Source organism: Streptomyces sp. LZ34 (assembly GCF_053890475.1).
In genome coordinates, this window is record NZ_CM132680.1 from 202,892 (window position 1) to 224,247 (window position 21,356).

Annotated in this window: 16 protein-coding genes and 2 pseudogenes; 2 read left to right on the forward strand and 16 right to left on the reverse strand. The window is 70.3% G+C overall.

All coding sequences use genetic code 11. The features are described 5' to 3' along the window. Window positions 1–115: 115 nt before the first annotated feature. Window positions 116–2,338, reverse strand: coding sequence for an NACHT domain-containing protein (locus ACWY4P_RS00920; RefSeq protein WP_456213362.1), 2,223 nt, complete (start codon window positions 2,336–2,338; stop codon window positions 116–118). Window positions 2,339–3,104: 766 nt separating this feature from the next. Between ACWY4P_RS00920 and ACWY4P_RS00925 the strand changes: the two genes are divergently transcribed. Further along, window positions 3,105–3,878, forward strand: coding sequence for an SDR family oxidoreductase (locus tag ACWY4P_RS00925; RefSeq protein WP_456208157.1), 774 nt, complete (start codon window positions 3,105–3,107; stop codon window positions 3,876–3,878). Between the two features lie 65 nt (window positions 3,879–3,943). Here the strand turns inward: ACWY4P_RS00925 and ACWY4P_RS00930 are convergent, their stop codons facing one another. The 3 genes and pseudogenes from ACWY4P_RS00930 to ACWY4P_RS00940 form a co-directional block, all read right to left on the reverse strand. Further along, on the reverse strand, window positions 3,944–4,840 hold the full coding sequence (locus tag ACWY4P_RS00930; RefSeq protein ID WP_456208158.1) for a LysR family transcriptional regulator: 897 nt from the start codon (window positions 4,838–4,840) through the stop codon (window positions 3,944–3,946). Window positions 4,841–5,437: 597 nt separating this feature from the next. Then, on the reverse strand, window positions 5,438–6,106 hold the full coding sequence (locus ACWY4P_RS00935; protein WP_456208159.1) for a GDSL-type esterase/lipase family protein: 669 nt from the start codon (window positions 6,104–6,106) through the stop codon (window positions 5,438–5,440). 63 nt (window positions 6,107–6,169) lie between these two features. Then, window positions 6,170–7,451, reverse strand: a pseudogene (locus tag ACWY4P_RS00940) (FAD-dependent monooxygenase); the annotation flags it as partial. Between the two features lie 11 nt (window positions 7,452–7,462). On the opposite strand from ACWY4P_RS00940, the gene ACWY4P_RS00945 reads away from it, so the two are divergent. Further along, window positions 7,463–9,163 (forward strand): LLM class flavin-dependent oxidoreductase, encoded by a 1,701-nt coding sequence (locus ACWY4P_RS00945; protein ID WP_456208160.1) that lies wholly within the window; start codon window positions 7,463–7,465, stop codon window positions 9,161–9,163. Window positions 9,164–9,293: 130 nt separating this feature from the next. Here ACWY4P_RS00945 and ACWY4P_RS00950 read toward each other — a convergent pair. From ACWY4P_RS00950 to ACWY4P_RS01005, 12 genes and pseudogenes are all read right to left on the reverse strand, one after another. Next, a pseudogene (locus ACWY4P_RS00950) lies at window positions 9,294–9,857 on the reverse strand (hypothetical protein); the annotation flags it as partial. A gap of 98 nt (window positions 9,858–9,955) precedes the next feature. Next, the gene (locus ACWY4P_RS00955; protein ID WP_456208161.1) at window positions 9,956–10,963 is read right to left on the reverse strand and encodes an ABC transporter substrate-binding protein; all 1,008 of its coding nucleotides are present in this window, start codon (window positions 10,961–10,963) and stop codon (window positions 9,956–9,958) included. Next, on the reverse strand, window positions 10,956–11,816 hold the full coding sequence (locus tag ACWY4P_RS00960; protein WP_456208162.1) for an ABC transporter ATP-binding protein: 861 nt from the start codon (window positions 11,814–11,816) through the stop codon (window positions 10,956–10,958). Before ACWY4P_RS00960 ends, ACWY4P_RS00955 begins: the two co-directional genes overlap by 8 nt. An 8-nt stretch (window positions 11,817–11,824) precedes the next feature. Further along, complete coding sequence (locus ACWY4P_RS00965) at window positions 11,825–12,682, reverse strand: ABC transporter permease (protein ID WP_456208163.1); 858 nt, start codon at window positions 12,680–12,682, stop codon at window positions 11,825–11,827. Next, window positions 12,679–13,722: an LLM class flavin-dependent oxidoreductase gene (locus tag ACWY4P_RS00970; RefSeq protein ID WP_456208164.1), complete on the reverse strand. Its 1,044-nt coding sequence runs from the start codon at window positions 13,720–13,722 to the stop codon at window positions 12,679–12,681. Before ACWY4P_RS00970 ends, ACWY4P_RS00965 begins: the two co-directional genes overlap by 4 nt. After that, window positions 13,719–14,366 (reverse strand): OsmC family protein, encoded by a 648-nt coding sequence (locus ACWY4P_RS00975; RefSeq protein WP_456208165.1) that lies wholly within the window; start codon window positions 14,364–14,366, stop codon window positions 13,719–13,721. Before ACWY4P_RS00975 ends, ACWY4P_RS00970 begins: the two co-directional genes overlap by 4 nt. Window positions 14,367–14,384: 18 nt before the next feature. Further along, the gene (locus ACWY4P_RS00980) at window positions 14,385–15,536 is read right to left on the reverse strand and encodes an alkylhydroperoxidase domain protein (protein WP_456208166.1); all 1,152 of its coding nucleotides are present in this window, start codon (window positions 15,534–15,536) and stop codon (window positions 14,385–14,387) included. After that, window positions 15,533–16,582, reverse strand: coding sequence for an LLM class flavin-dependent oxidoreductase (locus ACWY4P_RS00985; protein ID WP_456208167.1), 1,050 nt, complete (start codon window positions 16,580–16,582; stop codon window positions 15,533–15,535). The genes ACWY4P_RS00980 and ACWY4P_RS00985 overlap by 4 nt, the downstream gene beginning before the upstream one ends. Then, window positions 16,582–17,316 carry an ABC transporter ATP-binding protein gene (locus ACWY4P_RS00990; protein ID WP_456208168.1) on the reverse strand — a complete coding sequence of 245 codons (735 nt, stop codon included), beginning with the start codon at window positions 17,314–17,316 and terminating at the stop codon, window positions 16,582–16,584. The genes ACWY4P_RS00985 and ACWY4P_RS00990 overlap by 1 nt, the downstream gene beginning before the upstream one ends. Beyond that, the gene (locus ACWY4P_RS00995; protein ID WP_456208169.1) at window positions 17,313–18,110 is read right to left on the reverse strand and encodes an ABC transporter ATP-binding protein; all 798 of its coding nucleotides are present in this window, start codon (window positions 18,108–18,110) and stop codon (window positions 17,313–17,315) included. The genes ACWY4P_RS00990 and ACWY4P_RS00995 overlap by 4 nt, the downstream gene beginning before the upstream one ends. 92 nt (window positions 18,111–18,202) lie before the next feature. Then, a complete protein-coding gene (locus ACWY4P_RS01000) occupies window positions 18,203–20,020 on the reverse strand; it encodes an ABC transporter permease (RefSeq protein WP_456208170.1) in 1,818 nt (605 codons plus the stop codon). 10 nt (window positions 20,021–20,030) lie between these two features. Further along, window positions 20,031–21,173 carry an ABC transporter substrate-binding protein gene (locus tag ACWY4P_RS01005; RefSeq protein WP_456208171.1) on the reverse strand — a complete coding sequence of 381 codons (1,143 nt, stop codon included), beginning with the start codon at window positions 21,171–21,173 and terminating at the stop codon, window positions 20,031–20,033. Between the last annotated feature and the right edge of the window lie 183 nt (window positions 21,174–21,356).

Sequence of the window (21,356 nt, forward strand, 5' to 3'; positions counted from 1 at the left end):
CATGGGCTCGGCGTCACCCCTGACGAGGTGACGAAGGCTTATGTGCCAGAGATGCGGCAGGCCGCGATGGAGGAGATAGGCCAGCACGTTCTTCCCCAGGAGCCATGTTGGTCGGTCAGGTGGCGGGCGGCCAGGGCTGCTGAGCAAGGTGGCGTTGCAGGTCGAGGTGACGGAACTGGTACACCGCCCCTACCTGCCGCAGAACACCACGCTGCTCGTGCGCATCGCGAAGAAACGCCATGAGATTCCAGGGGGCTCGGCGCCGCACTGCCAGATGGACCGCGGTCACCGCGAAGTACACCCACGCTGCCGTCTCCGCCAGCCCGGCCGCGAGCCCGAATGCGAGTCCGAACGCCAGTCCGCCTGCGAGACCGACCGCGAGCTTGACCACGAGCTCGACCATGAGCCCGACCACGAGCCCGGAAACGAGCCCGATGGTGAGAAAGGTTCGGCGATCCTGGGTGAGCAGTGTGGTCGGACCGACCACGGTGGTCAGGTCGGGTTTCTCTCCTTTGAGTGCGCCCGCGAGTGCGCCCGCGAGTCCGAACGCGAACCCCACTGCGGGTCCGGCCACGAGGCCGGCCACGAGCCCGACCGTGAACCCGAACGCGAGCCTGCGCGCGAGGAAGTCGGATGACCAGCGCAGCTGTGTGCTCGGTGCCCCCGGGTACATGCTCCGGGCCTCAAGCCCGAGCACGAGTCCGCCCGCGATCCCGAACACGATTCCGGCCGTGCGCCCGGCCGCGAGGCCGACCGCGCATCCGGCCGCGAGCCCGACGGCGAGCCCGGCCACGAGCCTGCGCGCGAGAGAGTTGGATGACCAGCGCAGCTGTGTGTTCGGCGCCCCCGGGTACATGCTCTGGGCCGCGAGTCCGACCGCAAGTCCGGCCGCGAGTCCCACCGCAGGCCTGACGGCGAGCCCGACGGCGAGCCCGGCCGCGAGCCCGAAGGCGAGCCCGACTGTCCGGCGGGGAGTGTGCGGAGGGAGGGCATGGTGGAGTTCCCACCAGGCCAGGTCGGGGTTGCCGCCGTGGTGGGCATGCAGGTGCCGGGCGAGGAGTACCAGGGTGCGGTGGGCCTGAGGTGCGGGCCAGCGGGGCGGGTGGGTGTGGTGGTGGGTGTAGGCAGCGGGGATAAAGGCGTTGAACAAGTGGGTGTCGAGGGCGGCGCGGGTGGGGAAGGCGGCGGTGTCGCACAGTTCGTCCGGGTGGGGGACAGCGCCGGATCCTGGCCGGGTGTGGGGGCGGGGGTTGTAGATGGTGCGGGCGAGGAACAGGCCGAGGGGGGTGCTCAGGGCCTGTCCAACGGGTGTGTCGGTGCCCAGGTGCGTGGTCACGGTGTTCCACCGGGCGGCGGAGGGGGTGTGGGGGCCGCCGGCGTCGCGGCGCAGGTAGGCGGCCACCTGCTCCGGGGCGAGTGGGAGCAGGTGGATACCGGCGGCGCCGTTGAGCCGCACCATGCTGTCAGGCCGGGTGAGGGCGTCTCGGTAGGGAGCGGCGCGGCTGGCCACCACTGCGGGCTGGCGCGCGGACAGGGCCCGGTTCAGGGCATCGAGGGCCATTTGATGCAAAGCGGGCGGGAGTTCATCGAAGCCGTCCAGGATCGGCAGGATCCGCCGGGCGTGCAGCAGTGCTCGGGCCAGATCGACCTGGCTGCCCCCAGCCCCCGTCCCTGCCGCGGTCGCAGGGGCGGGCGCGCGGAGACCGGGGTGGCTGCGCCGCAGTTGCTCGGCCAGCCAGTCCTGGAGGGGCTGGTGGACGGGGTTCCAGGAGGCGAGGGAGAACAGCACCGGCACGGGCCCGCCGCCTGTTCGCTGTTCGATCAGGTCCTGGAGCAGGCGGATGAGCAGCATGGTCTTGCCGGAGCCGGGCTCGCCGAGGACCACCAGGCGGCGGGTGGGCACCCGCTGAGTGAACACCTCGCCGATCTGCCTGTCAGCGCCCGCCAGACCCGCGGCGTCCGCGGGCCAGTGGGTCGGGTCGTCTGGTGGGCCGCCGGGCCAGGCGCGGGCGAGCTCGGCCAGCAGGGTCCAGGGCTCCACCAGGTCTGCGTCAGCGGGGCGCCAAGCGACCGGCAGCGGGTACGGGTCGTTCATCCGGCGGACGGAAGCCTCGTCGTCCCACTGCTTGGCCACTGCTTGCGCCAGCTGGTCGGCAGCCGTCTCCAGATCCAGCGCGGTCGCGTCGGTCCGGTCGTGCTGAAAGGCCTTCCAGGCCAGGTAAGCGGGCGCCAGGGTGGGCAGCAACGCGGCCGCTGTGGCGGCTGTGCCCAACGCGAAGCGCCAGGCCAGCGTCACCGCCCCGACGACCCCCAGCACCAGCAGTAGCAGGTACCACATGCCCACGCGCTTCGGCCCTCGGCCGCACTCTCCCCGTTCCACAGTAGTCATACTGTCACGTTCCGTAAGCGATCGGGCCCTGTTCGTAGCAAAGCAGGGGTTTCTTTCTGGTCACTGGTCACCCGCCCACCTCGGAGACGGCCAACGAGATCCGGCGCCAGTGCCTGGACCGTTGCGTGAGGCCGTCGGAATGGCCACACAGGACGCCAAGAGCCCTTCCGGGGAAGTGCTTCCGGGCCGCGTTGGCAACGCCAGGTAGCGGCCGCACTGTACGGCTGCCCGGTCTGGCACATCGGCCCGTGTGCCGGCTGCTCGGCGCCAATCCGCCCTACCGGGACATCCAGGTACCGCTCCGCACGTTCCAAGTACCCGTCCCCGACATCGTCGAGCTCACCGGCCTGGACCTGGGCCGCTGCCAGCCGCTGACCTGCTTCCCCTCGGCGTGCGCGCACGGCGCTGGACCCCTCTGGAGTGCTCAAGTGCGCAGTGAGAGCGGCGCTATCAGTGGCGCAGACGACGTGGACGTGGTGGGCGGGGTCGCCTCGATCCGCTTCCTGCTCCGGTCACGGGCGGAGGGGCCGGGGTGCCATAGGAATTCCCTATAGCACCTGCTGACATTTCGTCTTTGCCTCTCGTTCTTTTCCGGACGTACCGTCAAACAGCTCGACGAGGTGCTCACCGCGATTTCTCCGAAAGATTCGCGCTCTGCGCACGTCGATCCTTCTTCCGTCGAGCGGACGAACACGCGATTGAGAGGACCGGTGGCATGACCACGATCGAGAACGGATCGGAAACGCGAGAACTCGCGGGAAAGCGGGCCCTGGTCACGGGTGGTTCTCGCGGAATCGGAGCGGCCGTCGTGCGCCAACTCCTGGACGCGGGCGCCGAGGTGCTCACGACCGCCAGGTCGGCGACGAGCACGGTGCCGGAGGGGGCCACCTTCGTGGAGGCCGACGTGCGGACACGGGCTGGCGCAGAGGCGCTCGCCGCGGCCGCACAGGAGGTGCTCGGCGGGGTGGACGTCCTGGTCCACAACGCGGGTGGGGCGCAGCCGTACAAGGGCGCTTTGGCCATCCCCGACGAGGAGTGGCAGGACGCGCTGGACCTGAACTACCTGGCGTCGGTGCGGCTGGACTCGCTGCTGGCACCGGGGATGCGGGAACGGCGTTCGGGGGTGATCGTGCACGTCTCCTCGGCCGCGGTCCCCACCGCGGCACCACCGTTCCTGCACTACGTGGCGGCGAAGGCGGCGCTGGAGACCTACAGCCGGGGACTGGCCTTGGAGCTGGCCCCGTCCGGAATCCGGGTCAACACCGTGACTCCCGGCAGAGTCGCCACCCCCGGCGGCGAAGCAACGCGGGAGCAGTGGGCGCGCCTGGACCCGGCGCAGGTCCAGAACAGCAGCATCGCCGTGCCGCTGGGGCGCGATGGTCAGCCCGACGACATCGGCCACGCGGTGCTGTTCCTCGTGTCCGACCGGGCGAGCTGGCTGACCGGGAGTAATCTCGTCGTGGACGGCGGCGAATTCCCCAGGGGTTGACGCCGACGGCATTCCGGAACGTCACGACAAAAAGAATTCAGCGGCGCGCGCCTCCTTCTCGGCCGTCAGGACACCGATGAGAAGAAAGCGGATTTGTGCCACGTCTCTTGACGCAGGAGTTCGAGCAGGGCCGTCTCCGCCGGGCCCGCGCCGCGCCGGACCACGGCGATAACGGGCTGAGACACGACCGGGAACACCGGGCGTACGAGGTGCTCGTAACCGTGGGGCACCGCGGAGGCCGGGACGAGCGTCACCCCCAGCCCGTGGGCGGCCCAGCGCACGGCCGTCGCCGTCTGGGACACGCGGGCGACCGTGGCCGGGGTCAGCTCGTTGTCCCGCAGCACGCCCAGCAGCACGCCGTCGAGCGCGCTGTCGCGGTCGAACCTCACCCACGGCTCCCCCTCCAGTTCACGCAGCTCGACCCGGTCCGCGGCGAGCTGCCGGTGCCCGGCGCCCAGCACCACGACGAACTCCTCGTCGCCGAGGTGGTGGGCGTCGGCGGGGGTCTGCTCGCACGCCGCCATCAAGGCGAGGTCCAGCACGCCCCGGCGCCCCAGCCGCTCCAGCTCGGCGGAGCTCGGCTCCTCGAAGACGGTGACCTCCAGCCGCGGGAAGCGGCGGCGCAGCGCGCCCAGCGCGCCTGGCAGCTGCCGCGTGCCAAAGCCCATCTGCACCGCGACCACCAGCTCGCCCACCAGCTCATCGGCACCGGCCCGCGCTGTCGCCCTCGCCCGCCGCGCCGCGCTCACCGCGACCTCCGCCTCCCGCAGGAACGCGCGGCCGACCACGGTGGGCACCAGTCCGGTCGGCGTACGGGCGAACAGTTCCACGCCGAGTTCCCGCTCCAGACCGCGGATCTGCTGGGACACCGACGGCTGAGCGACGTGCAGCAGCTCCGCCGCCGCCGTCACCGAGCCCTCCTCGGCAACGGCCAGGGCGTACTCGAACTGACGAAGGCTCATCGGCTCCCGTCCCCTCCCCGCGATGGACCGCGGTCCACCCCGTTGAAATCGTTGTAAAAGTAAGTAACTCAGTTCCGCTGGCGGAGATTCCCGTGACCACGGCCGGGTCGACCCCCACACCGACTCGCCGCACACACCACCACCCCGCGCGTCATCGACGGCCGCGGCACCCTCAACCCGGTCACCTGGCGCGAAGCCGGCTGGACCTTCCGGGCCCTCGGACGCCCCTGAACCGCAGCCTCGCCCCTGCCCGGCCCGCGACGCTGACCCTCCGCGGTAGGCGAGCGCGGCCGGGCAGGCGCTTGGGCCGCCGGACATCGCCCAGAACCTCCCACAACGGCCGCCGCTCATCGGCCCACCGCTGGATCACATGCCGGTCCGCCTCCCCCGGAAATACCTCCCGCACGACTTCCCGAACCACGGCCCCGGCCAGGCGGCGACCCGGAGGCCGTCGTCAACTGGACCATCGACGGCGCCGCCGCCCCCGGCCCGCAGCGTCGGGCACGATCTCGACAACGTGCCCCGCCCGGGGCATCGGCGGGCCGACCGGCGAAGCTCCTCGCGGTCACCGATGCCGCGGGCGATCGCGAGACATGGTCACGCGACCAGGCGCAGCCAGGCCGCCGCGAGTGCGGCGTGACCGGCCGGCGTCGGGTGCACGCCGTCCGCAGCCCAGTGCTCCGGTGCGGCCACCGCGGCGAGCTCGGCGAACATGCCGTCCGCGGCGAGCAGGTGCGCGCCGTACTTGCGAGCGAGTTCGCGCACGACCTGGATCTTCGGGTCCAGATCGGCCCGCCACTCCTTCCGGACTTCAGCGTCGATGTGCGCGTGTCCGTGTCCGGCCTCGATGCTGCCGCGGATCGGCAGGAGGAACGGCTCGATGAGAATCAGCTCCGTGCCCGCTTCGGCCAGCGGCGCGAGCAGGCGATCGTAACCTGCCGCGAAGTCCTCCGCGGGAATCACATAGCCGTCCGGGTCGAGGGTGTGCCAGCCCATGTCATTGACGCCGACGAGGATCGACACCACGTCCGGGCGCGCGTCGAGCACGTCCGCCTGCCACCGGGCCTCGAGGTCCATCACCTTGTGGCCCGCGATCGCGGAGTTCAGCCAGGTCACGGGCCGGTCCGGGTGCCGGAAGCCCCACTCGCCCGCGACGCGCAGCGGGTAGCCGAACCCGAGGCCGTCTTCACTCTCCAACCGCTGGCTGTCGGTGATCGAATCGCCGGTGAACATCACAGTGGCTCCCGGGCGGAGGGTGATGGTCATAAGTACTCCTGAGAAACTGGGTTGGGGGAAGGAAGAAGGTTCACCAGGGAACAGAGCGGCGGCTCAGCTTCCCGAATTGCCGAACCACTGGTCGGCGGCCCGCTCGAACGCTTTCCGATCGAAGTCGCGATCGCCCGCCCAGGCGACGACGCCGTCCGGCCGGATGAGCACGGCACCCAGTCCGAGGTCGTTCTTCGCCGACCCGGCCGCGTAACGCAGTCGGCTCTGCCGGCCCGTCGCCGCATCGCGCAGGCGGCCGGCGGTGCTGAAATCGAGCGCGACGCCTCGGCCGTCCTGCAACAGCTCGCCGAGGCGAGTGCGGTCTTCGATTCCTTGGATCGCCCGGCCATGTGGGTCCGGTCTCATAACCGCCGCCTGGGCGCGCGTCCAATCGAGCACCCAAGCGCCGATCGGATGCCGCTCGCGGGTGTAGGTGTCGAGCAGCCCGTCCGGCGCGTACCCGCGCACGGTCGCCGCGAGCTTCCACCCCAGGTTCATGGCGTCGCCGATGCCGAGGTTGAGTCCCTGTCCGCCGAGGGGGGAGTGGGTGTGCGCGGCGTCGCCCGCGAGCAGGACGCGTCCGAGCCGGTAGGTCGTCGTCTGCATCGCCCGATCGGTGAAGCTCGAGGCGAGATGGACGTGGCTCAGCGTCACATCGGTGCCGGACACGCGGCGCAGCACCGCCTGGAGGTGGTCGAGATTCGGCTGCACGGGAACGATCGAACGCGCCGCTGTCGAAGTCCATGATGCCGATGTGCCCCTCGGCGGGCATCCGGATGTACATGCCCGTCGGCGTCAGGTTGATCCCGGGGCTCAGCACGTCGGGATCAGCGACAGTGGCGAGCATGACGTAGCCGGTGAACAGCGGCTCGGTGCCGACGAATTCGAAGCCCGCGAGCCCGCGCACCGCGCTGCGTCCGCCATCGCAGCCGACGAGCCAGCGCGCCGCGTACGCGTGCTCGCCGGCGTGCGCGACCACACTCTCGTCGTCTTGCGCGATGGCTGAGACCGTGACGCCGCGCCTGATCTCCACGCCAAGCTTGGAAGCCCGCTCGGACAGCACCGTCTCGACCGCTTCGAGGTTCGTCAGCACGCCGTCCATCGCCGGGCTGGGAAGCCGGAACGGCAGGGCGGCGAGGTCGACCTTGGCCGGGTCGAGCACCATGCCGGCGAAGTGGCCCACGCCACGAGGAGGTGACGGCTCGTCCGCGTCGGGGTCCGACCCGGGATCGTCGTGGACGCCCGACGCCGTCAGCAGGGGGTGCAGCATCCCGCGGCGGTAGAACGCCTCGACCGACCCGGCGGACAAGCCCCGCATCCCGAGCGGGTCCGCCCGCCACGGGGTCCTGGCACGACGTGACTGTGGTGGAGCTCAACGACGCCACCGCGCAGGCCGCGCTGGAGCGTGCCGGAGTCGATGCCTGGGTGGCCACCGAGCCGTCATTGCTCGCGCTGGAGGCCATTCGGCCGGTGCGGGTGCTGGCCCAGGTCGGCGACCACCACACCAACCGTTCGGTGATCTGGGGCCTGCGCAGGTCGGTCGAGCTCGCCCCGGAGCAGGTGGGAGCGGTGCTCACCGCTCTGGACGCCTCCGACCGGCGCATCGCCGAGAACCCCCAGGCAGCCGGCAAGATCAAGCAGCTGCGCGAGCAGGCGGCCGCACACGGCCGGACCGATCTGAAGTTCGGGGTCCGGCTGTACGTCGTCGTACGCGATACCGAGGAGGAGGCCTGGCGGGCGGCGGGAGACCTGTACGACCACATGGACGCCGACTCCGTAGCCCGCACCCAGCAGTCGGTGGCCGGCAGCGACTCGGCCGGCCAGGCCCGGATGACCGCCCTGCACGGCGGACGCAAGCCCGCGGACCTGCGTGAGCTGGAGATCTATCCGAACCTGTGGTCCGGGATCGGGCTGGTACGCAACGGTCCCGGCACCGCGATCGTCGGCAGTCCGGCCCAGGTCGTCGAGCGGATCAACGACTACCGCGACGCGGGCGTCGACACCTTCATCGTCCGGCATGCCGCTGCTGGAGGAGGCGTACCGCTTCGGCGAACTGGCCCTGCCCCATCTGCCCGTCGACCGCGGCCACCGCGCCGATCCGGACGCGAGCCCCACCGTCCGCGCCACCTGGAACTCCTGGACGAACGGATGGAACAAGTGAAGCTCCGCCATCTCGACCGCACGCGTGGCCTCCGCGCCACCGCCCGAGCCCGCCACGCGGTCCGGGCCCGCCTCGCCGTGCCGGCCCTGTTCGCCACCCTGGCTCTGAGTCTGACCGCCGCCTGCTCCCCCGCCCCGTCCTCGGCCTCCTCCGACAGCGAGTCCCGAACCGGGCTGGCCTCCCCTGGCACCCTGCGCATCGGCCCGTTGGCCACGCTCAACCTGCTCACCCTCAGCCGGCAGGACGGCAGCCTGGAGAAGAAGATCAAGGCCACCGGGGGTGGCGTCACCTGGAGTTCGCCGTTCCCCGCCTTCGCGCCGGCCGCCGAGGCGATCGGCGCCGGAAAGATCGACCTCACCTCCGGCAGCACCACCTCACTGGTCACTGCCCTGGCCGCCAACCCCGACCTGGTGGCGTTCGCCGTCGAGAAGAACGACAACGACACCCAGGGCATCGTGGCTGCCCCGGGCAAGGGGATCAGCCGCATCAAGGACCTGGTGGGCCGGTCCGTAGCCGTGAACAAGGGCGGAACGGGCGAGTATCTGCTGCTCAAGGCCCTCGCCCACGAGGGAATCCCGGCCGGCAAGGTCAAACGGGTCTATCTCCAGCCCGCCGACGCCGCCACCGCCTTCGCCGCCGGCCACGTGGATGCCTGGGCCACCTGGGATCAGTTCCTGGCCTCCGCCAGGACGACACCCGGCAGCAAGGTCCTCGCGCTCGCCAAGGATGTCGGCGCGGTCAACCGCACCATCCATGTCGTCTCCCGCTCCTTCCTCACCGCGCACCCCGACGAGGTGAAGGCCGCATACCGAGCGCTGAAGGATGGTGCCCCGGGGGGGGGGTCGAGTTCCTCCTCACCGGGCTCGACGTCGGGCAGCGGGCCGTCCGGGTCGTAGCCGGACAGATCGGTGCCCCAGTACTGTTCGACGAAGGCGATCGCACGGGGGCCCGAGACCTGCTCGGCGCGCACCCACCGCGAGCCTTCTCCGCCGCCTCGGCGGCGGTGTCGCCAAGGACGACGCCGGTGCCCGGCAGGATGCGCAGCGAGTCCGGCGTCCGGCCGTATCGGGCAAGGTGATCGCGCAGGTCGGCGGCGTAGGCCACGGCCTTGCCGTACTCGGTGTTGGCGGAGAACACGACGTCGGCGTGGCGGGCGGCGAGCTCGCGGCCACCGTCCGAGTCCCCGGACGGCCCTGGCGGCTGCCCGGCACGGTGGCGGTGGCGGTGGCGCGCAGCCGTACGAGGGCGATGGCCTGCTCCACCGGGCTGATGGAACCGGTCCGGGCCCAGCTCGTGGCGTCCCCGTCCGGGGCGACGGCGTCCGGGGCCCGGGAGGCCCACAATGCCTTGGCCGCTGCCACGAACTGCCCCGCGCCGCACGTGTCCGGCGCCGCGGCCATCTACCTCTCCGGCCACACCAGCGCCTCCCCGTCCGAAGTCGGGAGCGCGCTGGTGAACGGCGCCACCTCGGGCGTCCTGTCCAACATCGGCTCGGGCTCGCCCAACAAGCTCCTCAAGGTCGTACAGTGACGCGCCGACCGCGTTGACGGACTGCCGCCCGCCGGGGCCTCCTCCGGCGGGCGGCTGCACGCACCGGCGCTGAGTCGAGCGCCGCCGTCTGCCGGGTAGGGATCCGCCCCATCCCCTGCACTAGTGATCGAGATCGCCAAGCGCGGCGGCCGCGAGCATCATCCATCCGCGGCGAGGGCCTCCACAGCGATCGTGTGGTCAATCGCCGCGTCCCAGTCGACGCTCTTGGTCAGGACGCCGGACGCCTTGAGTTCCCTCTCCTGTCGCTTCAGATCGGCGAGGAAGCGCTCGCTGGGCGCCGAGAGCAGATACTCGCGGCGGCGGAAGGTGAGCGCGGCGACCTCGGCCTCCAGCTTGTTGGCGGAGGCGAAGAGCCGGAGGGCCTCGTCCTGGTGCGCATTGACCCAGGTCAGCGCCTTGCGGTAAGTGCGGAGCGCCTTGGCTATGGTCTTCGGGTACTTCTTCACGTAGTCGCGGTGGCCGTAGATCACCACGTAGTTCTCGACCAGGCCCTGACCGGTGAGCAGCGTGCGGGTGCGCTTCGATGCCTCGAGCTGGGCGGCGAATGGGTCCCAGGTCTGTACGGCGTCCACGGACCCGGACAGCAGTGAGGCGGTGATCTGGTCGGTGGTGAGGGGGACGAACTTGATCTCACCCACGTCGAATCCGGCCTTCTTCGCCGCGCGCAGCACGAACAGGTTGGCGTTGATCGTGGTGCCGTAGGAGCCGAGCTTCCTGCCCTTGAGATCAGTGACGCTCTCGATCCCGGAGTCCTTGCGGACCAGCAAGGCCTGGGTGCGCGGGCTGTGTTCGACGAGGGCGACGACGGTGAACGGCTGGCTGGAGAGCTGGATCGGCCCGAGCCCGCCGAGCCCGAGATCGAGGGCGCGGCCGGCCACCGACTGCTGGATGACGGTCGGGTCGAGGACTTTGAGCGAGACGTCGGTGCCGTCGCCGCGCAGCGCCGAGGCGAGGGTGTTCTGCTTCTGTAGCACGTCCATCACGATGTAGGGCGGCTGGAATCCGATCCTCAGCTGCCCTGCGACGCCTTTTGCCGCCGAACCGGAGGCCGCGGCGCCGGGCCCGCACGCCGCGAGCGACGTTGCGGCGGCGCCGCCGGCCGCGGCTCGCAGCAGTCCGCGCCGGGACAGGGAGAGGTCAGACATGGTGCGTCTCCTCGGGAGAATCGGTGCGTGGGGAATCGGTGCGTGGGGAATCGGTGCGTGGGGAATCGGTGCGTGGGGAATCGGTGCGTGGGGAATCGGTGCGTTCGGAGAGGCTGCTCAGGGCGAAGTCCCCGAGCAACGTGGCGCGGTGCTCGGCGAAACTCGCCGAGGCCCGGTCCCGCGGGTAGGGCAAATCGATCTCGTGGACGCGCCGCACGCGCCCCGGGCGGGAGCCGAGGACGACGACGCGCTGGGCTAGGGCGACTGCCTCGTCGATGTCGTGCGTGACCAGGACAGCGGTGACGTTGTGGGCGGCCCAGATGTCGTGCAGGGCGTTCTGGAGCCGGATCCGGGTGAACGCGTCCAGTGCGCCGAACGGTTCGTCCAGAAGAAGGACGTCCGGAGCGGGCGCCAGTGCGCGGGCGATGGCCACGCGCTGCGCCATGCCGCCGGACAACTGGCCTGGGTAGGCGTCGGCGAAGCCCTCCAGGCCGACCAGTTCCAGGAGTTCGGCCACCCGCCGCTGCCGCGCGGCGCGGTCACCCCGCAGCCCGGCGCCGATGTTCTTCGCGACGGACTGCCATGGGAAGAGGCGGTGCTCCTGGAAGACCAGGCCGCGCGAGGCATGCGGCCCGGTGATGGGTGCACCGCCTGCGAACACCTCCCCGTCGCCCCGGGTGTCCAGGCCCGCCATGGCCCGCAGGATGGTCGACTTGCCGCAGCCGGACGGCCCGACCAGGGCAGTGAACTCGCCCGGCGCGATGTCCAGGTCGACGCCGTCGACGGCCCTCAGGGCACCGGCCGTGGTGGTGAACGTACGGCCGTAGCCGCGCAGGGACAAAGCGATACTCATGGCTCGGATCACGCTCCGGCGTGCAGGTCGCGCCAGCGCAGCAACCGTCGCTCCGCGGCCCGTACGAGCAGGTCGACGGCCTTGCCCGCGACGGCGAAGACCAGCAGCGCCGCGATCACGACATCGACCCGCGACAGCTCGCGTCCCTGGTTGAGCATGAACCCCAACCCGGATGTGGCTCCGAGGAGCTCGGCGAGGACCAGCAGCACCCAGGCGACGCCGAGCGCGTACCGGATGCCGTTGAGGATCTCCGGGAGCGCTGCGGGCAGGATGATCCGGCGCAGTACGGTGGGGCGGTTCCACTGGAACATCCGGCCCACCTCCACGAGTTTGCGGTCCACGTTGCGGATGCCGCCGAACGTGTTGATGTACACGGGGAAGAAACTGCCCGCCGCGACCAGCACGATCTTCGGCGCCTCGTCCAGCCCGAGCCAGACGATGAGCAGGGGCGACAGACCCGACACCGGTACGGTGCGCAGCATCTGCACCGAGGTGTCGAGCAGCCGCTCGGACAGCACGGACAGGCCGACGAGCGAGCCGAGCAGCAGCCCGAGCGATGCGCCGATCAGAAAGCCGGAGGCCCAGCGCTGAATGCTCGCGGACAGGTCGGTGACGAGAGTGCCGTCGCCGGCAGAATCCCCCAGGACACGGGCCACCGCACCGGGTGAGGGCAGCAGCAGCGGATCCATCCACATGTTCCAGGAGGCCAGTTGCCACACCACGAGCACGCCGAGCGGAAGCAGCCATGGCAGCGGATCGGCCCAGCGAGCGCCGCGTCGGCGCGTACGGGCAGGACTTTTCTCGCGCGCTGACAGTTCCTTGGCACGGTGAGTGTCGGGCGGCGCCGTCCTCGTCTCCGTACTCACCGGCGCACCTCCCCGCTCACTCCCGCGCGCAGGTGAGTGTCCAGCAGCGGGGCGACCTCGGTCGCGATGAGCTCCAGGTTGCGCAGCGACTCCTCCACCGTCGCCCCGTAGTGGACCTGCACGATCAGCTCGGTCGCGTACGGCAGGATCCGGTCACGGTTCAGCTGCTCCGCGATCTGCTCCGGATGGCCGTGGAAGAAGTTGGACCGCGCCAGGTAGTCGTCGAAGCCGAGGCCGGGCGGGAACTCCCCGTTGCGGATTGGGCCTTCGAGATAGTGGCGGACGATCCGCCGGAACTCCCCCTGGCTCGCCGCGGGGTCCTTGGTGGCGAACAGGCCGCGCGAGACGGCGATACGCGGCGGCACTCCGGACCCCGCGGCCAGCTGTTCCAGGTAGGGCTCGACCACGCGCAACTGGTCGAGATCGGTCGGGCCCCGCACTCCGAGTGCGCGGCGCGCCAGCAGCAGTCCCGCACCCCGGGTACCGGCCTCCGTACCGCCGCGCGGATTGGCGGAAGACCACCACACCCGGTCGGCCAGCCCCTGGACGGGCGGCTGGAGCACCGGGCCGTCCGGGCGGTCTCCCAGCGGTTCGCCGCGCAGGGCACGCAGTGTCCCGTCGAGCACCTGCGAGCCCCTTTCTCGTCGGCGTGCCGGGTCGATACCGAATGCCGCGAAGACCCTTTCCGCTTCGGGGCCGAATCCGCCGTTGCCGAGGCCGAGTTCGAGTCGCCCTTCGCTGATCTCGTCGACGACGGCGGCATCCTCGGCGATCCGTACGGGATCCTCCAAGGGAGCGATCACGACCGCCGTGCCCAGCCGGATACGACTGGTCTGCGCGGCGGCAGCGGCCAGGAACGGCAGCGGCGAGGGAACCCGTCCGTAGTCGTCCTGGAAGTGGTGCTGCGAGATCCAGCCGGTGTCGTAGCCGAGTTCGTCGGCGGACCGGAAGATGCGCAGGAGGCCCCGGTAGGTCTCCCGCGTGTCGATGGGACCGTTCGCGTGCGTGAGGAAGCCGAGCCGTATGCGGGGGGCCGTCATATCTCCTCCGGACTGCCGGTCAGGACGACTCGGCCGGTGATGTTCTGCGGGTTGACGAGGAGGTTGTAGATCGGGCACTTGCGCTCGACCGTCTCGTGCAGCTCGCGGATGCGCGCCTTGGTGGCCGGTGAGGTGATGTGCACGGTGTACGAGATGTTGTGCGGGTAGATCGGCACCTGCTCGAACCCGGGCTGTCCGGCGCGCGGGTCCTGGTCGGCCTGCACCTCGACCTCGAGGGAGTCGAGCGGGATTCGCAGGTCGGCAGCCTGGATGAGGAAGATGTGGGTGAGGCAGCTGGACAGGACGCCGAGCTGGATCTCGGGCGAGGCGGGCCCGAGATCGTAACCGGCGAAGTCCAGCGGGGAGTCACTCAGGATCTGGTGGTGGCGGATACGGATGCGCCGTACGCCGCTGCGCTCCTCGGCCTTGGTCCTGGCACGCAGCCGGTTCGGCTCGGTCACCGCGCCGGCGCGCTCGGTCTCCCGCTTGGCGAGCAGCGCGGCGCGCTTGACCTCGAGGTATGCGCGCAGTCCGGGCCGCGGGTCGGGGGCGGTGTCGAGCAACTGCCGCTCTTCCTGCTGCTTTGCTCGCTGCTCTTCGTCCTTGTTCTTGCGGGTCGCGTTCGCTGTTGCGGTGGCGGGCATGTCTACGGCTCCTTCGGTTCAGGGCTGCGTGGGCGGTATGGGGTCGCCAAGGGTGAGCATCAGGCGGTTGGCCCAGCCGAAGAACGCGGAGGCCTGGACGGCGTCGAGGATGTCCAGGTCGTCCAGGTCGAGTTCGCGCAGGGCGGCGACGTGGGTGTGGTCGGCGGTCGGCGGTGTCGTGGTCAGTGCCGCTGCGAGGTCCGTGATGGCACGCCAGCGGTCGTCGAGCGGTGTGTCCACGCCTTCGTCCAGAAGTCGCTGGACATCCTCGTCCCGCTTGCTGAGCTGGGAGGCGAAGCGGCTGTGCACCGATGCGCAGAACACGCAGCCGTTTACGCGCGAGGTCACGGTGGCGGCGAGTTCGCGCTCCTGACGGGGCAGGCCGCCTCGGGTGTAGAAGATGCCGTTGTCGGTGGCGGTGCGCTCACCGAGCACCGCCGGGTCCAGGGCAAGCAGCCGGAAATACGGGGACTCCAGACGCTGTCCGGGCAGGACCGCGCGCTGCTCGTCCGTCACGTCCTCGACCGCGACAGGCTCCAGCCAGGGCGTCCAGCCCAGCTGTTCCTGCGTGAATCCGGTATCAGGCGCGTCCAACGGGCCGCGTGCGGGACCCGGTGCGGGCCGCTCGTCCCCGCGGATCAGGGCCAGGCCTGCGAGCAGCCGGACCTGGAAGCTGACGTACGCGATGAGCTGCGACACCGTGACGATCTCTGCCGCATCGAGCCCGGCCTTGGTCAGGGCATCCAGATGGGCGGGGGTGGCTGCCGCAGGCCGCAGGACCAGCAGGTCGGCGTGCGCGAGGATGGCGCGCAGCCGGTCGGAGAACGGCTCAGGGTCGAGCGGTTCGGTGGCGCGGGGCAGCGATCGGACGTCCTTGACGGCCGTCACGAGCTCCTTCGTCGCCCCGCCCACACCGAGCAGCTGCCCGGTGTAGTGCTCGCCCAGGACCTGGTCGCCGTGCAGCTGCGCCACCCGCAGCGCGGCCGCGAACCGCTCGGTGGTGGTCACGGAGGTGGCGGGGGCAGCGGGTACGAAGAGCGCGTCGTAGCTGCCCTGCGTGTGACGGGTCGCCTCCGGTCGGCGGGCGCGCAACTGCGCCAGCGGTGAGCCCGGTTCGATGCCGAGCAGCGTGTTGATCAGATCGGTGGGTGTCCCGGATCGGGTGGTCATCGTGGGTGGCCTTCCTGGGTGAGGGAATCGGTTCTGGTACCGCGAGGGTGCGCGGGCCGCCAGCCCAGCGCCGGAGCGACCTCGGTGGCGATCAATTCCAGTGACCGGAGCGTCTTCTCGTGCGACGGGTCGATCGAGTGGACCTGGATGATCAGGTCGCTGGCCAGTGGTAGCAGCCGGTCGGCGCCGAGCGAGGCGATGACGTCCTGAGGGCTGCCGACATGGGCGTCATCCTTGGTGCGCCGGGCCGCCGCCTCGCCGGCCGCCGCGGCGAACCGACGGAAGCCGTCCTCGGCATCGGCCAGCGCCTCCGCACGGCTCGGCGCCACGTACACCGACCGGGACAGGCCGATCCGGGGAGCGGCATCCGGCCACGTCCAATGGTCGAGGTAGGCCGAGGCCAGGGGGTGCTGCGCGTCACCGAGCGGTACGCGGGGCGGCTCCGGCGTACCGTCCGGCACCGGGCTGAGAGCGGTACGGGCGAGCAGCAGACCACTGCCGTTCCGCGCGGCCCGGATCGCCCCCGGTACCCCGAAGGTGGCTTCCCAGAGCCGGTCGCCAAGGGTGTCGGCGGGCGGGAAGAGGGGCGGGGCGCCGGGCACGGGCTCCTTGCCGGACAGCGCGTCGCGCACCACCCGCAGGGCCCGTTCGTAAGTGTCGCGACGGTCGTCCACCCGTCGGCCGAAGAGGGAGAACACCAGGTCACCGCCGCCCGTGCCGAAGCCGAGTTCCAACCGCCCGCCGCTGAGCGCGTCGAGCACCGCGGCGTCCTCGGCGAGCCGGAACGGGCTCTCCAGGGGCAGGGTGATGATCCCGGTGCCGAGCCGCAGCCGTGTCGTGCGAGCCGCGGCGGCCGTCAGGAAGACCAGCGGCGACGGCAGTCCGCCCTGGTCGCGCAGGTGGTGCTGGGCGACCCAGCCGGTGTCGAAGCCGAGTTCCTCGGCGGTGGTGAACAGCTCCAGTGCCCGTGCGTACAGCTCGGCGGGCGGGACGTCGTCGACGAGGCGTGTGAAGACGCCCAGCCGGAACGGCTTTCGTTCAGGCATCAGGTGGCCTTTCCGAGGTAGGACTCCCGGACCGACGGGTCGTCGAGCAGCGCGTCCGCCTGCCCGTGCAGCACGATCGATCCGGTGCGCAGCACATAGCCGCGGGCGGCGATGGACAGGGCCAGTTCGGCGTTCTGCTCGACGATGAGCACCGCGACGCCCAGCGTGCGGTTGATGTCGGCGATCATGTCCAGTACCCGGTCGACGAAGAGCGGGGACAGTCCCATCGTGGGCTCGTCCATGCAGATCAACCGTGGTCTGCTCATCAGCGCCCGGGCGAAGGCCAGCATCTGTTGTTCGCCGCCGCTGAGGGTGCCGGCGTGCTGGGTGCGGCGTTCGGCGAGGCGCGGAAAGGACTCGTAGAGCCGCTCGATGTCCTTGCGGATCTCGCCGCGCCCTGCGCGGGTGAAGGCGCCGAGGTGCAGGTTCTCCTCGACCGTCATGCCGGTGAAGACCCGTCGGGCCTCGGGGACGGAGGCAATGCCCCGGCGCACCCGCTCCCGGGTGGGCAGGGTGTCGATCCGCTCGCCGTCCAGCAGGACCTGGCCCGCAGCCGGTCGCAGCAGGCCGAGGACGGTCTTCATGGTGGTCGACTTGCCGGAGGCGTTGCCGCCGAGCAGGGACACGATCTCACCTTGTCCGACCTGCAGGGACACATGGGCCAGCGCCTGTGAGGGGCCGTAGAAGATATCTATGTTCCTCAGTTCCAGCAGCGGCGAGCCCGTCACCGTCATCGGGATGCCTCCTTGCGTTGCGTACGGCGGCGGCCGAGGTAGGCCTCGACGACCCGTTCGTCGTCGCGGACCTCCGCGGGCGTCCCGGCGGCGATCGTCTGTCCTTCGTCCATCACGATCACCCGGTCGGAGACCGTCATCACCAGGTCGATCTTGTGCTCGACCAGCACGATCGTCTGCCCCTCGGCCTTCAACTCGAGGAGTTGGGCCAGCACTTCGGCCGTCTCGGTCTGGTTCATTCCGGCCGTCGGCTCGTCGAGGAGCAGCAGCGTCGGTTCGAGGGCGAGTGCGCGGGCGATCTCGGTGCGCCGCCGGTTGGCGTACGACAGGGTGTGCGCGCGGTGGTCGGCGCGCGGGAGCAGCCGTGTCCCGAAGCGGGCCAGCTGTGCTTCGGTCCGCGCGGCGGCCTCGGATTGCTCGCGTCGCACGGCCGGCGGTTGTACGAGGGCCAGCAGCAGCTCGGCGAGCAAGGGGATCCAGCGCAGCACGGGCAGGTGGCGCAGCCGGGGGAAGGGCCGGGTGCGCGTCAGCTTGGCGTACTGACCGACATAGACGTTGCCCGCGACGGGCAGGTTCGCGAAGACCCGGCCGTTCTGGAAGGTGCGGGCGATGCCGAGTTCCGCCCTGCGCTCGGCGGGCAACCGTTCGATGCGGCGGCCGTGCAGCAGGATCTCGCCGCTGTCGGGGGTGAGCAGCCCGCCGAGCAGGTTGAGCGTTGTGGTCTTGCCGGAGCCGTTGGGGCCGATAATGCTGACCACCTCGCCCTGCCGGACCTGGAACGAGACGCCGTTCACGGCACGTACGGCACCGAAGGAGCGGGCGAGACCGGCGACCTCGAGTAGAACGGGCGCGGGTATCGAAGAGGGTATCGGAGAGCGTTCGGCCGTCATGCCCGCCTCGCCCACAGGCCCTGCGGCCGGAATCGGATGAGCAGCAGCAAGAGCACTCCGTACGTCAGAAGTCTGGCGTCCTGCGCCATCCGCAGAAACTCGGGGGCGCCTACGAGGACCACCGCGCCCAGCACGGCGCCGAACGGGCTGTTCATCCCGCCGAGCACGATGATGGTCAGGGCCAGCATGGACAGGTCGGGGCTGAACATCGTCGGGTCCAGATAGCTGTACTGGTGGGCCAGCAGGCTTCCGGCGAGCCCGGCAACGAAGGCACCGACCGCGAACGCCAGCGCCTTGTAGTCGGCCGGGCGCAGACCCGAGGCGCTGAGCGCCGTCTCGTCTGCGCCGACCGCCGACCAGACAGTGCCGAGGAAGGACTTCTGCAGCCGTACGACGAGCCCCAGCGCGACCAGCAGAACGGTCAGGTCGAGGAGATAGGTGTCCGTCGGCATGATGATCTGGTGGCCGAAGAGGCTGGGCGGCGGGATCGCCGTAATGCCCAGCGGGCCGTGAGTCAGCCAGTCGAGGTTGAGAATCGCGGCCACGGTCACGGCGCCGATGCCGAGGGTGGCGATCGACACGTAGTGGCCGCTGAGCCGCCACGTCGGCGACATCAGAACGGTGCCGACGACCGCGGCCGCCAGGCCGGCGGCCAACAGGCCTGCCAGGAAGGGCCAGCCGTGTTCGCCGACGAGCAGCGCCGAGGTGTAGGCGCCCACTGCCATGGGCCCGGCCTGGCCGAGCGCGACCTGGGCCGCCGAACCGGAGACGAGGGTGAGGGAGAGCGCCAGGATCGCGAAGATCAGCACCTGGGTGCCGGTCGTGAGCTGGTAGTCGTCCGCCACCAACGGCACGACGCCGGCGGCGATCCCGACCAGGGCCACGACCTGCCACCACGTCAGCCGGATTGGCCGGCCGCCGCCGAGGAACGTCCCCGTCAGCGGCTCCGCGGAGATCAGGGGCACCTTGCCCAGCAGTCCCCCGGGCCTGAGCCAGAGCACAAGCAACAGGACGCCGAAGATGATGAGGTTGTCGACCCCCGCGCCCCAGTACGAGATGCCAAAGGCCTCGACGATGCCCAGCGCCAGACCCCCGAGCACGGCTCCGGGCAGACTGCCCAGGCCGCCCAGGGTCGCGGCGGTGAAGGCGGTCAGCCCCGCGGCCGTACCGGCGCTGGGCGAGATGTTGCTGTTGTACATGCCGACCAGGACACCGGCCAGGCCGCCGAGCGCCGAGGCCAGCATGAACGACAGGTTCCGCACCCTGCCCACGGGCACGCCCATCTGCAGCGCCGCGTCGGAGTCCTGGGCGGTGGCGCGGATGGCCTGCCCGTACTTGGTGAACTTCAGGAAGCCGCCGAGCAGCAGGATGCAGCCGAGGCTCACCGCGAACATCACCACGTCGAGCGTGCCGAAGCGGAAGCTCCCCACATGGAAGTTGAGGGTGTCCAGAGCCTGCGGGAACCGCCGGGTGTCGGGGCCGAATACCACCTGGGAGAGGTTGTCCAGGATGACCGACACCGCGTACGTGGCCAGCAGCGCGGCGATGGGCGGAACCTTGGCCAGCGGCCGGACCGCGAGCACGTTGACGGCCAGGCCCAGGACAGCGGTGAAGGCGCAGACGCCGACGATCGCCGCCCAGAGCGGCCAGTGCTGCTCGGCGATGAGCCACCAGCCGGACATGGTGCCGGCCGCGAAGACCGACCCCTGGGCGAAGTTGACCACATTGGATACGCCGAAGATCAGCGAAAGTCCGATCGCGACGAGCGCATACGTGTTGCCGTGGATGATCCCGGCGAGCAGTGTGTCGATCATGCTTCGACCGTCATCCTTCGGCCGGGACCTGTTCGCCGTTCTTGACGATCACGGCGACGGGGACCGGCGGGTCGGCAGGACGGCGGTCGGACTGGAAGCGGAACTTTCCGTACTGCACGCTCGGCAGATCGGTTGAGTTCTTCAGCCCCTGGTAAACGCCCTGCCGGGTGGCACCACCCTTCTTGGCCGCGTGTACCAACTGGGTCAGCGCGTCGTACGCGTACACCTCGAACGCGCCCGGAACATGACCGTACTTCGCTTTGAACGCCTTGGTGAACGCCTTGACCCGGGGCTCGCTGGAGTTGGGGAACCAGGTCGCCGTGGTGAGCGCTCCCTCGGCGTTCTCCCCCGCGAGCTTGATGCCCGTGGCCGTCAGCTGCTCGGTGAAGATCTTGGCGGTGACCCCCGCCTTGGGCGCCTGGGTGAGGATCGCCGCCGCGTCGTTGTCGTACCCGATGTCGTAGACGAGATCAGGCTTGGAGTCGCGGGCCTTGATCAGCAGCGGCCGGAAGTCGGTGGTGGAGGGGAGGTACGCGGAGCTGTACGTGACCGTCAGCCCGAGCTTCCTCGCCTCCTTCTGGAAGATCTGGAACACCTGCTTGCCCCAGTCGGTGTTCTGGTAGACCACCGCGATCTTCTTGCCGAACTTCGCCAGCGCATCGGTCTGCTGAACCTCGGCGGTGGCCTGCGAGATGCCCGGGCTCCACATGTACTGCCCGCCGAGGGTGAACTTCGGCGAGGAGTTGGTGAAGCCGTACTGAACCAGTTTGTTCCGCTCGTAGACCGGTGAGGCGGCCATCGAGGCGGGGCTGGAGAAGTCGCCGAGCTCGGCGATGATGTTTTTGTCGTTGACGAACTTCTGGGCGATCGGCACGGATTGTTTGGGGTCGGACTGGCTGTCCTCCCACTTCAGCTTCACCTTGCGACCGTTGATGCCGCCGTCAGCGTTGATCTGATCGAGCGCGAGGTCGAAGCCCTGCTTGTAGAACTTCCCGTACTCGGCGTACTGGCCGGTGACGGGAGCTGAGACCCCGAAGTGGACAGGGCCGGTGCTGTCGGCCGACGTGCCGGAGCTTTCGCCGCACGCCGACAAGGCCAACAGGGAGGTGGTCGTCAGGGCCCCGATGAGCAGGCGTCTCTTGCTGGATATCACGGTCGTACTCCTGGTGAGGACACGGCAACGCGGGGTAGCCGCCCGGACATGCGGGCGCACACGGCAGTGGCCGGAAGAGAATGAAGAGAAAGAGCGGAAACCGCCACATGGCGGGTCAGGAACCCGCACGAGGCGAACAAGGCCGCAGACGAAGGTCAGACCCTACCGAGGGGCAGACCCGGC

Excerpts from the sequence above, each read along its gene's own strand:
- ACWY4P_RS00920 (WP_456213362.1), bottom strand. The coding sequence starts at position 2,338 with ATGTGGTACCTGCTACTGCTGGTGCTGGGGGTCGTCGGGGCGGTGACG.
- ACWY4P_RS00925 (WP_456208157.1), top strand. The coding sequence starts at position 3,105 with ATGACCACGATCGAGAACGGATCGGAAACGCGAGAACTCGCGGGAAAG.
- ACWY4P_RS00930 (WP_456208158.1), bottom strand. The coding sequence starts at position 4,840 with ATGAGCCTTCGTCAGTTCGAGTACGCCCTGGCCGTTGCCGAGGAGGGC.
- ACWY4P_RS00935 (WP_456208159.1), bottom strand. The coding sequence starts at position 6,106 with ATGACCATCACCCTCCGCCCGGGAGCCACTGTGATGTTCACCGGCGAT.
- ACWY4P_RS00955 (WP_456208161.1), bottom strand. The coding sequence starts at position 10,963 with ATGTCTGACCTCTCCCTGTCCCGGCGCGGACTGCTGCGAGCCGCGGCC.
- ACWY4P_RS00960 (WP_456208162.1), bottom strand. The coding sequence starts at position 11,816 with ATGAGTATCGCTTTGTCCCTGCGCGGCTACGGCCGTACGTTCACCACC.
- ACWY4P_RS00970 (WP_456208164.1), bottom strand. The coding sequence starts at position 13,722 with ATGACGGCCCCCCGCATACGGCTCGGCTTCCTCACGCACGCGAACGGT.
- ACWY4P_RS00975 (WP_456208165.1), bottom strand. The coding sequence starts at position 14,366 with ATGCCCGCCACCGCAACAGCGAACGCGACCCGCAAGAACAAGGACGAA.
- ACWY4P_RS00980 (WP_456208166.1), bottom strand. The coding sequence starts at position 15,536 with ATGACCACCCGATCCGGGACACCCACCGATCTGATCAACACGCTGCTC.
- ACWY4P_RS00985 (WP_456208167.1), bottom strand. The coding sequence starts at position 16,582 with ATGCCTGAACGAAAGCCGTTCCGGCTGGGCGTCTTCACACGCCTCGTC.
- ACWY4P_RS00990 (WP_456208168.1), bottom strand. The coding sequence starts at position 17,316 with ATGACGGTGACGGGCTCGCCGCTGCTGGAACTGAGGAACATAGATATC.
- ACWY4P_RS01000 (WP_456208170.1), bottom strand. The coding sequence starts at position 20,020 with ATGATCGACACACTGCTCGCCGGGATCATCCACGGCAACACGTATGCG.